Origin of the sequence: Anaerococcus sp. Marseille-P3915 (assembly GCF_900258475.1) — a bacterium.
GTDB classification, from domain to species: Bacteria; Bacillota; Clostridia; order Tissierellales; family Peptoniphilaceae; genus Anaerococcus; species Anaerococcus kampingae.
This window is the reverse complement of record NZ_LT984888.1, coordinates 599,831-612,087: the sequence shown is the minus strand read 5'-3', so window position 1 is coordinate 612,087 and position 12,257 is coordinate 599,831. Positions and strand designations below refer to the sequence as shown.

Annotated in this window: 10 protein-coding genes; 3 read left to right on the top strand and 7 right to left on the bottom strand. The window is 38.2% G+C overall.

What is annotated here, in order from left to right:
• Window positions 1–41: 41 nt before the first annotated feature.
• Both C8269_RS10385 and C8269_RS10380 read right to left on the bottom strand, forming a co-directional pair.
• Window positions 42–1,688, bottom strand: a complete 1,647-nt coding sequence (locus C8269_RS10385; protein WP_106461729.1) for a putative manganese-dependent inorganic diphosphatase — start codon at window positions 1,686–1,688, stop codon at window positions 42–44.
• A 10-nt stretch (window positions 1,689–1,698) separates the two neighbouring features.
• Window positions 1,699–2,946: a hemolysin family protein gene (locus tag C8269_RS10380; protein WP_106461728.1), complete on the bottom strand. Its 1,248-nt coding sequence runs from the start codon at window positions 2,944–2,946 to the stop codon at window positions 1,699–1,701.
• A 153-nt stretch (window positions 2,947–3,099) separates the two neighbouring features.
• Between C8269_RS10380 and C8269_RS10375 the strand changes: the two genes are divergently transcribed.
• Together C8269_RS10375 and C8269_RS10370 are read left to right on the top strand one after the other, a co-directional pair.
• Window positions 3,100–4,404, top strand: a complete 1,305-nt coding sequence (locus C8269_RS10375; RefSeq protein WP_106461726.1) for an NCS2 family permease — start codon at window positions 3,100–3,102, stop codon at window positions 4,402–4,404.
• A gap of 324 nt (window positions 4,405–4,728) precedes the next feature.
• On the top strand, window positions 4,729–5,241 hold the full coding sequence (locus C8269_RS10370; RefSeq protein ID WP_106461724.1) for a tryptophan transporter: 513 nt from the start codon (window positions 4,729–4,731) through the stop codon (window positions 5,239–5,241).
• A gap of 60 nt (window positions 5,242–5,301) precedes the next feature.
• Here C8269_RS10370 and C8269_RS10365 read toward each other — a convergent pair whose 3' ends face one another.
• From C8269_RS10365 to C8269_RS10345, 5 genes are read right to left on the bottom strand one after another with little or no spacing between them, the layout of a single operon-like run.
• A complete protein-coding gene (locus C8269_RS10365) occupies window positions 5,302–6,078 on the bottom strand; it encodes an ABC transporter ATP-binding protein (protein WP_106461722.1) in 777 nt (258 codons plus the stop codon).
• Window positions 6,071–7,045 (bottom strand): ABC transporter ATP-binding protein, encoded by a 975-nt coding sequence (locus tag C8269_RS10360; RefSeq protein ID WP_106461720.1) that lies wholly within the window; start codon window positions 7,043–7,045, stop codon window positions 6,071–6,073. The genes C8269_RS10365 and C8269_RS10360 overlap by 8 nt, the downstream gene beginning before the upstream one ends.
• Window positions 7,042–7,860 carry an ABC transporter permease gene (locus C8269_RS10355; protein WP_106461718.1) on the bottom strand — a complete coding sequence of 273 codons (819 nt, stop codon included), beginning with the start codon at window positions 7,858–7,860 and terminating at the stop codon, window positions 7,042–7,044. Before C8269_RS10355 ends, C8269_RS10360 begins: the two co-directional genes overlap by 4 nt.
• The gene (locus tag C8269_RS10350) at window positions 7,857–8,804 is read right to left on the bottom strand and encodes an ABC transporter permease (protein ID WP_106461717.1); all 948 of its coding nucleotides are present in this window, start codon (window positions 8,802–8,804) and stop codon (window positions 7,857–7,859) included. The genes C8269_RS10355 and C8269_RS10350 overlap by 4 nt, the downstream gene beginning before the upstream one ends.
• On the bottom strand, window positions 8,804–10,330 hold the full coding sequence (locus tag C8269_RS10345; RefSeq protein WP_106461715.1) for an ABC transporter substrate-binding protein: 1,527 nt from the start codon (window positions 10,328–10,330) through the stop codon (window positions 8,804–8,806). The genes C8269_RS10350 and C8269_RS10345 overlap by 1 nt, the downstream gene beginning before the upstream one ends.
• A gap of 218 nt (window positions 10,331–10,548) precedes the next feature.
• Between C8269_RS10345 and C8269_RS10340 the strand changes: the two genes are divergently transcribed.
• Window positions 10,549–11,742, top strand: coding sequence for a M20 metallopeptidase family protein (locus C8269_RS10340; RefSeq protein ID WP_106461713.1), 1,194 nt, complete (start codon window positions 10,549–10,551; stop codon window positions 11,740–11,742).
• Window positions 11,743–12,257: the final 515 nt, after the last annotated feature.

Genomic DNA, 12,257 nt, shown 5'->3' with positions numbered 1-12,257 from the left:
ATCTCCTAAGTAAAAATCTCTAGCTAGGCTAGAGACTTTTGTTATTTCTTGACTATTGCTGCTGTTAGTTTTGGTATTACTTGTTTCTTACGTGAGAGAACTCCCTCTGCGTTTATTGTGCCATTTTTGGTGACTTCTCCAAATTCTTCTTGGATAGCATCATAGAATTCACCTACTACTAAAAGCTCACTTCTTTGGTTAAAGATATCTGTTAGGACTAGGACGAAGGTATCTTCTCCCCTTTGCTTAATTTTAGCTGCCATTAGCTCTTTTAGCTCATCCATAATTGGTACTAGCTCTTCTGGATTCATGGTCATTACTTGGCCTACTCTTATTGTTGAAGAGCCGATTGTAAAGGTCTTGATATCTCCTTCGATTAGGTCTTTGGCTGATTTACCCTTCAAAGATGTGCCTGCCCTAAACATCCTATCTGCAAATTCTTCTGGGTTGATGTCTGCAATCTTGCTCATCCTATCTAGGATTCTCCTGTCAATATCTGTTGTAGTTGGTGACCTGAAAAGAAGGGTATCTGAGATTATAGCAGCGCAAAGTATACCTGCAATTTGCTTAGATGGTCTGATACCACTTTCTAAATACATTTCTGAAATGATTGTAGCAGTTGATCCAACTGGCTCTGCCCTAAAGAAGACTGGGCCTGTTGTAAGGATGTTTGCTACCCTGTGGTGGTCGATTATTTCTATAATTTCTGCTTCGTCTATATCATCTATTGATTGGTTGCGTTCGTTGTGGTCTACTAGGATTAGCTTTTTCTTATCCGAAGAAATCAAATGATACCTAGAAATTGAGCCTACTACTTGATTAGTTGGGTCTACTACCGGATATGACCTAAATCTAGACTTGGCCATGACTTCCCTAACTGTATCTAGGGTATCGTCGGTTTTAAAATAAATTAGATTGTCTGTGGTCATTACATGGCTTACAGGAATTGTAAGTGGAAGCAGTCTTGAAGCCATGAAGGAGTTATATTCTGTAGATATAACTGTAACCTTGTTTTCTTTTGCCACTTCTAGGGCCTCATCATCAAGCCTTGCCCCGTTGGTTAGGATTAAAAGTGATATCTTTTGATTTAGAAGATATTTGTAATAGGCATACCTATTTCCTGATATGATTATGTCATTTTCAAGGACTACACCCTCTAGGTCCTTTTCATCCCCACTCATGGCAAACACTGCCATCTTTCCTGAAAGCTCCCTAGGCTCTTTTGGTAGGTTTATGATATTACCAGCTAAGACATCTATGATATTATCAATTGGAGTACTTGACCTGCCGAGGATCTTATCATCCCATATATCCATGTAAGATTTTGTAATATTTGATAGGGATGCTATACCCACGATTTCTCCCTTAGAGTCTACAACTGTTAGGGAATTGGTAGCTCCATGTTGGAAGGTATCCCAAGCTTTTCTAATTGGAATAGATGGGTCGATTATATTGCCCTTATCTATGTTTAGGTCTCCTACAGTAAGCTTCATTGTTTCCTTGATTTCTGGTGGCCTTACCCCAAAATATTCAAGTACAAAACGGCTTTCTTGGCTTAGTTTGCCAAGTCTTATAGGAATTGCATCATATTCTCCTAGCCTATTTTTAAGGTCAGCATAGGCTATGGCTGACATAATTGAGTCTGTATCTGGCTTCTTGTGGCCTGTGATATAAACTGTTTCTCTCACTGTCTCCTCCTTAAGAAAACTCTACCTTTAGCATTTCTATCTTGTATCTATCTACTTTGATTACTGTTATCTTTATACCCTCAATTTCGATTTCATCGCCCTCTTTTGGAATTTTTTCTAGGGTGTCAATTACAAAACCGCCTATAGAGTCGTTTTTAATCTGAATTAGGTCTGTATCAAAATAATCATTGAAGTCATTTATGTGAATTGATGGATTGACCAAATATTCCTTGTCACTTATCTTATAAATTTTATCGTGGGATGTGTCATACTCATCTTCAATCTCGCCTACAAGCTCTTCTACAATGTCTTCGATTGTGACAATACCACTTGTGCCCCCATATTCGTCTGTGACAATGGCAAGAGAAACATTTTCTCCACGCATAGCCTTAAAGAGGTCAAAGGTGTGCATATTATCATAAACATAAAAGGCAGGCCTTATCATCTTTTCTATATCAAGTTCCTTATCTTCTGCAATAAAGGCAACTATGTCCTTCATATGGAGAATTCCTAGGATGTTATCGATAGACTTGCCATAAACAGGAATCCTAGAATGGATAGAATTTCTTAAAAATTCCTTAAGTTCATCTTGTTCTATATCGACACAAATGGCCTCCATATTAGTCCTGGCTGTCATTATATCTTCTACATCGCTATCTCCAAAAGCAAAGACATTATTGATAATCTCACTTTCCTCAAGGTTGATTACCCCTTGCTCTTCAGATACATCCACAATTGTCTTAAGGTCTTCTTCTGTCACCTGATCTCCACTTTGCTGATTATCATCAATAAAGGACTTAGTAATGACCCCAGTTATAGCCTGCAAGATAAAAGAAAGTGGCTTTAGGATAATATTTAAAAAGCTTATTGGCTTTGCAACCTTTAGGGCTACCTTTTCGCTATTAGCTGCGGCTATATTTTTAGGAGAAACCTCGCCAAAAATTAGGATTGCAATTGTAAGGACAACTGTTGAAACCAAAGCCCCTGATGGACCCAAGATATCTGTAAAAAATAGGGTGGCAATGGTGGTTGTCCCTATATTTACGATATTATTGCCGATAAGAATAGTTGTTAGGACCTTGCCAATATTCTCTGAAAGCTTTCTAACCAGGGAAGAATTTTTCACCCCATTTTCTTCTAATTGTCTGATTTTAAATACATTGAGAGATGTCAGGGCCGTCTCACTTGATGAGAAAAAAGCACTCATCATCACTCCTATAATTATTACTATTAATTGTATGATATTTTTACTTGTCATATACCTTCCTTATCTAATAAACTATTGATAGTTTCTTACTTCTATTATAATATTTATCAAGCTAAAAATAAAGGTTAAAAATTATATAAATGTGGTGACAAAAACTAAATTTATAATATAATGGACTCGTATCATTAATAAAAGGAGGCAATTATGGAAAAAGTTTCGTTTTTCGAGAAAACTTTTAAACTTAAAAAACATGATACTAATATCAAGACCGAGATAATGGCAGGTATAACCACATTTATGACAATGTCCTATATCCTAGCTGTTAACCCACAAATCCTATCAGAATCTGGTATGGACTACGGTGCAGTATTCTCAGCTACAATCCTAGCATCCATTATCGCAATGTTATTGATGGGCTTTTATGCCAATCTTCCATTCGGTCTATCAGCTGGTATGGGGCTTAATGCTTTCTTCACCTATACAGTCGTTATGAAAATGGGCCACCCTTGGCAATTTGCTCTGACAGCTGTATTTTTTGAAGGTATTTTGTTCATGATTTTATCCCTATTTGGTGTCAGAGAGGCAATATTTAACTCAATCCCATCTACACTCAAAAAGGCTGTATCAGTCGGTATTGGTCTATTTATCGCAGAAATTGGTTTATTAAATGCAGGCATTATAGAAAAGGCAGAACCAGCCCTATCCTTAGGAAATATTTCAAGCAAAGAATCTATAGTATTTTTCTTTGCCCTAATCGTGATGGTAGTCTTAACAACAAGAAAGGTAAAGGGAGCCCTCTTATGGGGAATCTTGGTATCAACAATCCTATCCCTAATACTTGGAGTAACAGGTCTTCCAGAAGGATCACTCGTATCACTCCCTCCATCAATCTCACCAATAGCCTTTAAGCTAGACTTCTCAAATGTCTTTAGCTTAGAAATGTTCTCAGTCCTATTTTCATTCTTATTTGTGGACTTATTTGACACCCTTGGCACACTCACAGGTGTAGCAACCAAGGCAAGAATGCTAGATGAAAATGGCAACCTAGAAAACGCATCAAAGGCCCTACTAGCAGACGCTGTAGGAACAACATGTGGAGCCCTATTAGGAACATCAACAGTAACAACCTTCGTAGAAAGCTCTGCAGGTGTTGCAGAAGGCGGAAGAACAGGCCTTACAGCCCTAGCTTGTGCAGGATGCTTTGCAATCGCAGCCTTCTTCTTCCCAGTATTTTCACTAATACCAAGCCAAGCCACATCAGCAGCCCTAGTAGTAGTCGGACTATTCATGCTATCAACAGTAGTAGAAATAAACTTTGGAGATATCACCGAATCATTCCCAGCCTTCATGACCATCCTCATGATGCCACTAGCTTATTCAATAGCAGAAGGTATAGCATTCGGAATGATTTCCTTCGTATTAATCAAGGTCCTAACAGGCAAATACAAGGAAGTAAGCTGGGTAATGTATGTCCTAGCAATCATATTCTTAATCAGATATATGATCTAAGGCTTGACAAGATTATAAATTTAGTGTATTATAGTATCAATATAAATCGTAGTTAGAAATAGTAGCAAATAATTAAACCAACAGAAAGTAAATGGTAGATGAGAATTGCAAGGTAAGATTTTTTGTGAATGGATCTAACAGATCAATGGTGAATCAAAATAGTAGCCAGCGGGTGCTTCTCACCTTACAGGGATAGGATATGTATGTATCTAAAGATGTCTAATTTTAGACAAGAGGGATGGCACCGTGGGCTAAGGCTCGCTCCTATATATTAGGAGTGAGCTTTTTTTATTCCCCTAATTAAAAGAAAAGAAAGGTAAAATAATGCAAAAACAAAATACAATCAAAACAAGAAATCTAACCATATCAGCAGTTTTCATGGCCCTAGGACTAGTCCTTCATTTCATGGTGCCAGGAATATTTTTTGGAGTCAAGCCAGACTTTCTCCTATCAATGATGTTCATCTCCCTTATGATAGTAGAAGATGTCAAAGAAGCCCTACTATTAGGAGTCGCCGGAGGAATCATGAGTGCCCTAACAACAGGTTTTCCAGGCGGTCAAATCCCAAACTTCATCGAAAAAATAATCACAAGCCTAGTAGTCTTCTACCTAATAAAGGCAATGAATAAAAACTTCTCAATCCCAAAGATAATCCTAATCTTTGCCCTAGGAACAATGGTTTCAGGAACAATGTTTCTAACCCTTGCCCTAAGCATGACTAAACAACTAAATCTCTTCATCCCATCCTACCCAGTAGTCCTAGTAGCCATGCCAATAAACGCAATCCTCGGCATATTTTTATACCAGGCAGCTAGAAGGATGAATTTGTTGAAATAAAAATATCCCAGCCCTTTAGCTGGGTTTTTTTAAAGCCTCCAAAAATTGGAGGCTTAGTTTTTATATTTTTATCGACTTAAAAAGTTCTTTTGTGTAGTCATCCCTATCTTGGCTTGCTAGATCTTTGGTTTCGAATAGGTCTACTAACCTTCCCTTATAGAGGACTCCTATCCTGTCGCATAGATAGGCTATTACGTTTAAGTCGTGGGAGATGAAGAGGCAGGTGAAGTTGTGGGTTTTTTGAAGTTTCTTAATTAGGTTTAGGATTTGAGCCTGGATTGATACATCTAGGGCAGAGACCCCTTCGTCAATGATTAAAAACTCTGGCTCTATTATTAGGGCACAGGCTATGGCTATTCTTTGCTTTTGGCCGCCTGATAGGTTGCCTGGATAATAATCTAGCACATCGCTTTCCATCTCTATTTCTTCTAGGATGTCCCTGATCTTTTTTTCCCCTTCTTCTTCTGTATAAACCTTGTGGATTTTAAGGATTTCCCTGATGGAAAAGCCTATGGTTTTTTTGGGATTTAGAGCCTGGTAGGGATTTTGAAAGACTACCTGGAGCTTTTTCCTGTAGGCTAAAAGTTCTTCCTTGCTTAGGCTTGTTATGTCCTTATCTTCAAAATATACCTTGCCGCTTGTTTCCTTTATTAGCCTTAGGATGATGTTTGATAGGGTGGTCTTGCCTGAGCCAGATTCACCGACTAGGCCAAAGATTTCTCCTCTTTTTATGTCAAAGCTAACCTTATCTAGAGCTAGGTTGTCCTTTTTTCTAAATAGGATAGCAGAATCCTTATATACCTTGCTTATATTTTCTATTTTTAAGATACTAGTCATTTTGATCTCCGTATAAGTGGCAATGAACTTCACGCCCATCTTTGATGTAGGCTGCTGGGTAAGCTTTCTTACAGATTTCCATGGTGTGGTCACACCTATCTGCAAATGGACATCCTTCATTTGACCTATTTTTTAAATCTGGTACATGGCCTTTGATATTGTAAAGGGCCTCTCCCCTTTTCTTATAATTTGGCACTGCCTTTAGGAGGGCCTTGGTATAAGGATGGAAGGGCTTATCTATTACATCTCTTGTGTCTCCCTTTTCAACCAATCTTCCTGCATACATGATCATGACTTTTTTACAAATCCTGTCGATTAGGTTTAAGTCGTGGCTTATAAATAAGATTGCTCCCTTGTAGATGTGGCCTAGGTCTTTAAAGAGGTCAATTATTTGGGCCTGGACCTTGGCATCTAGAGCTGTGGTTGGCTCATCTGCTATGAGGACATTTGGATTTGCAATTAGGGCCATGCAGATTACTATCCTTTGCTGCATGCCGCCTGATAGCTCGTGGGGATATTTATTATATAAGTCTTCTACATCCCTAAGACCTACATTTTCCATAGTTTTATATACAAGGTCTTGGCGTTTTTTCTTATCAAAATCGTAGTGGATTTTTAGGACTTCTTCGATTTGGGCCCCCACTTTCATTAAGGGATTTAGGGCTGAGCCTGGTTCTTGGAAGACTGTGGCTATATTTCTAGACCTGTATTTTTTCCAATCCTTATCAGATAGGCCAAGGACTTCTATATCACGAAGCTTGCAAGAACCTGACTTTATTATAGCATCTTTTGACTGGATTCCAAGAATTGTCTGGGTTGCTACAGTCTTGCCGCAGCCGCTTTCTCCAACTAAGCCTACAAAGTCATTTTCAAAAAGGTCAAAGGATATGTGGTTGACTGCATTTTTATCTCCATTAACAGTATTAAAGGCTACTGTTAGGTCCTTTACTTCTAGGATTTTTTTCATCTTGCTGCCTTCTCTTTCAATCTTTCTGACCTGAATTTCTCTCCATAAAGGGTAAAGCCCAATACTACTAGGCTTAGGCAAATACCTGTGAAGATGAAATAGTGAGGTGCCTGGTTAAAATAGGCTTGACTTTCTTTTAGCATCCTGCCCCAAGATGGGTTTGGTGGCCTAACTCCAAGGCCTAAGTAGGAAAGTCCTGCTTCGGCAAGAATTGCCTGAGATACTGATAAGACAATAGCTACCATGAGTTGGTTTTTGATATTTGGAAGGATGTGGTTGATGGCTATATAAAGAGGACTGGCCCCCTTAACAACTGCAGATTTTACAAACTGAGCGTTTTTAACCTGCAAAAATCCACTCCTTACAACCCTTGCAAAATAAGGAACTGACATAATTCCAATGGCAAGGATGGTATTCATAACCCCAGCTCCAAATACTGTTACAAGCATCATGGCAAATAAAATGCCTGGAAAGGCCATGAGTGAGTCTATAAATCTCATCAAAACTTCATCAACAGCTCCTCCAAAATATCCAGCACTTGCCCCTATGATTGAACCTAGGAAAAGGGCTAGGGATACTGTTCCAAAGGAAAGGATGAGGGCGTATTTTGACCCTTCCATTAGGCGAGATAGGATATCCCTTCCCATATTGTCTGTCCCAAAAGGATGGGCTAGGCTTGGTGATAAGAGCTTCATAGATGTATCTACCTTATTTGGGTCATAAGGTGTCCAAAATATTGAAATAATAAGGATTATAAAATAAAGGCCAATGATTGCCTTGCCAATCCTTATCGAATTTTTATTTTCTTTAATCATCTGCCACCTCGAATCCTTGGGTCAACTAGGCCGTAAATTATATCAATTATAAGATTTATAAAGATTACCAAAAATGCCACCGCAAGTACTACCGACTGGATAAGTGGGAAGTCTCTGGAGCTAATTGAGGCTACAATTAGAGAACCTACTCCTGGTAGGGAAAATACGTTTTCTACTATAAGCGATCCGCCAACTGCTGATGTTAGGCACATTCCAATAACTGTGATTACCGGAATTAAGGCATTTCTTAAGACATGCTTGTATAAGATTTCCTTAAGTTCCATCCCCTTCATCCTGGCTGTCCTTACATAGTCCTTGTTGATTTCATCAAGAAGGGCCGCCTGCATGTACCTAATTATGGTTGCCACATTTGGTATTGCAATGGCAAGGGATGGGAGGAAGAAATTCTTTAGCTTATCCAAAAAGCTTCCGCCCATTATATTAAAAGACAGGGTTGAAAATAGGCCGAGTCTTACTGCAAATAAGTGGATTAGCAAAAATGCTAGCCAAAAGGATGGAATTGAAATCCCAAGTTGGGTCACCGCAGTAATTATCGATGCATACCACTTATCAGCCTTCATTGTAATTTGTATTGATAGGGGGATGGCTATTATTATTGATAAGATCAATGAATAAAAGGTAAGCCACATGGTTACAGGTAGCTTCTTAAAAAAAAGCTCCCTAACAGGGATTTGGTATTTGATGCTCATGCCCATATCAAGTCTAAAAAGCCCTAAAATCCAATTTATGTATCTTTCAAAGATAGGCTTATCAAGACCTAGCTCTTTTTCAAGAGCTAGGAGTTGATGTGGATCTGCCTCAGTTCCTAAGATTATTTCAGCGGGATTGCCCCCTATTATCTGAAATACAAAAAATATGAGAAGTGAGACAAAAAACAAGGTCATGATAAGCGAAACTATCTTTTTTATTATTGATTTTGTCATTATTTTAAGCTTATATCTTCTAGATTTAGTTTTTGGACTGGATAGGTCTTAAGACCTGTGTAGGCATTATTTAGGACTATGTTGTCGTTAGGGTCTTGTAAAAATACTGCCGCACAATCTTTGGCTATTATTTCTTGGGCGTCTTTTACATTTTTGATAAGCTCATCCCTATCTAAAGTTGCCATGGCATTTGAGATTGCCTTATCAAAATCTTCTGAAACATAGTTTAGGTAGTCCTTATCAGATGTTGAAACATACCTATCAAGGACTCTAATTGGGTCTGTGTAGCCTATGAATCCTGCTATTGTTGTTTCATAATCTTTATTTTTGTAGACCTTATCTAGCCAAGTTGAAAACTCGATTGGGTCTATAGTTGCGTTTATATTTGCCTTTTTAAGTTGGGCTTGGATTAATTCTGCTGTGTCCATGTGGAATTTGTAGTCACTTGGCACTGTCATCTTAAAGGAAATTCCATCTGGATAACCTGCTTCTTTTAATAATTCCTTAGCCTTTTCTACATCTGTTGGGTAGAGCTCGCCAAGGTCATTGAAATAGTCCTTAAGGGCTGGTGAGAATGAAGAGTAAATCTTTGTTGCCTTGCCCCCTGCAACAGTTTCTATTAACTCATCCTTATCGATAGCATAGGCTATAGCTTGTCTTACTCTAATATCATCAAATGGCTTGATACCATTATTTAGACCGAGAAGTTGGACTAGGTTTTGTGGGTGAGAATATGAATCTGTATTATCCTTTACTTGCTCAAGCTCATCTGCTGTAAGCTTTGAAGCAAGGTCCACTTCCTTGTTATTTAAGGCCATAACTAGGGCTTGGTTATCAGCAACCCTTACAACATTTACTTGCTTAATCTTTGCTGTGTGATCAGCTCTATGGTAGTCATCAAATCTTTCCATAACCATGCCCTCGCCTGGTGTGTAGGAAACAAACTTGTAAGGACCTGTACCAATTGGCTTAGTTTGGTTATCTTCATAGTCTTTTTTGACTATTGGTTGGTTTTGTAGGTAGATGAAGGAATTATTTACCTTATCAAGGGTCATGGTAATTTCTGTAGGTGATACTACTTTCATTTCTTTGATAGCTGCAAATTTAGATGACATAGGCTCGCCAGATGATAGGCCAGAAAGCTTATCATAAGTGTAGTAAACATCATCTGCTGTAAAATCTGAACCATCGTGGAATTTAACACCTTTTTTGAGTTTAAAAGTGTAGGTTAGGCCATCTTCTGAAATCTCGTAAGATTCTGCCAAATCTGGCACAAGATTACCATCTTCATCCACATCGAGTAGGCCATCAAAGATTTGATCCATCACAGTCTTGGTATCCCCTGCTGTAGCATTGAATGGATCAAGAGAGTCAATCTCTGTAGCCATGGCTACTGTAAGTGGTCTTTCTTCTGCTTGTGTTTCATTCTTTCCTTCTGTCTTTTGCTCTGCCTCTTTAGCACCACCGCAAGAGGTCATCATTAGACCTGCTAAAAGTAGAGTCAAAAGTGTTTTTGATTTTTTCATTTCTCCTCCTTAGGAAAATTATTTATTACTATTATAACACATGGATATTTTTTTAACAATGTTTTCTAAAAAAAATTTCCTATGTCCTATGGACAGTATACTTAAATAAAATTTTAATGCTAATTTTAGTTATTCAATTTTAGATTTACAATAATAAGATATCACTTTATTGAATCAGTATAAAATGATTGTATACTAATTAATTATAAGGAGCTTGTATGAATTTTTTAGACCTAGCCAAAGAAATTGAAGAAACTATCATCAAGGATAGAAGGAATCTCCATAAGATTCCAGAACTTGAACTAAACTTACCAAAGACAGTGGCCTATGTAGAAGAAGAACTAAAATCTCTAGGTATCCCCTACAAAAAATTGGTAAATGGCAATGCCATAGTGGCTGAGATTGGTACTTACAAGGGCAAATGTATTGCCATCAGGGCTGATATGGACGCTCTACCAATCACAGAAGAAACTGGCCTTGATTTTAAATCGACCCACCAAGGCTGTATGCACGCCTGCGGTCACGATGGCCACACAGCCATGGTTCTTGGGGCTGCCAGGATTTTAAAGGAAAATGAAGATAAGCTAGATGGCCTAGTCAAGATATTTTTCCAACCAGGTGAAGAAATCCCTGGCGGTGCCAAGCCAATGATTGATGAAGGATGTATGGAAAATCCTAAGGTAGACAGAGTAATTGGCCTTCATGAAGGCGGAATTTTTGGTAATCTACCCCAAGGCACTATAGCCTACAAAAAGGGCCCGATGATGGCCTCTATGGATGCCTTTATCATCAGGGTGAAGGGCCACGGTGGCCACGGGGCAAGACCGGATTCTTTTATTGACCCGATTGCAACCATTAGTGAAATTAATTTGGGTCTGCAAAAGATTATCTCAAGAGAGCTTGACCCAACCCAGTCTTCACTCATTTCTATCTGCCAAATCCATGGCGGCACCTGCCAAAACATCATCCCAGATGAGGTTTGGGAGGAGGGTACAGTTAGAAATCTCAACGAAGAAACCAGAGACTTTATGGAAAAAAGAATGGCAGAAATTGTAGAAAATACAGCCAAGGCCTTTAGGTGCGAGGGAATCCTCGAATACAAGAGATTTTACCCAAGCCTTATAAATGACGATGACTTTACAGGCTATGTTAAAGATATTGCCACTGATTTACTTGGTAAAGATAAAGTTAGAGAGATAGCAAATCCATCTATGGGTGGTGAAGACTTTTCCTTTTTCCTAAAGGAAGCCAAAGGTACCTTCCTATCCCTTAACAATCTTAAAGAAAACAAAGATGGCAAAATCTACCCACACCACAATTCAAAATTCGACGTAGAAGAAAGCACATTTTATATAGGAACTGGCATCCTTGCAGAAGTTGCTTATAGGTATTTGAAAGAAGGAAAAAAATAAAAAAATTTAAACTGCACATCATAGCCCTAGGAATAGTCATAATCCCAGCCTTTCCCATATCAGGCTTTATCAGCTACCATACAGAAAATGTAGATTTCACAACCCTTTGTACACCAATCCTTGCCTACGCAGGTATCTACACAGGTTAAAAACTAGACAAGCTAAAGAAAACCGGACCAAAAATCATCATACTTTCTATCTTCGTAATCTTGGGTACCTACATAGGTTCATCTATTATTGCCCAAATTATCTTAAAAATGATTGGTCAAATCTAATTTAAAGTCTAAAAGAGCCTTGCAAATATCGCAAGGCTTCTTTTATTAAAATTAACTTTCGATAAGCTTTCTATAAATTTAGCGAATTTGATTTTCTAACAAAACTAAATTGATATTTTATAAATTTTCATCAAACTTTGTAATTAGAGAATAATTATAGTAATTATAGCAAACCTTTGTCACGTGTAAATATGCGATATTTATGAGTGCAGGCCTTGCTTTTTTATTTGTATTACTGTA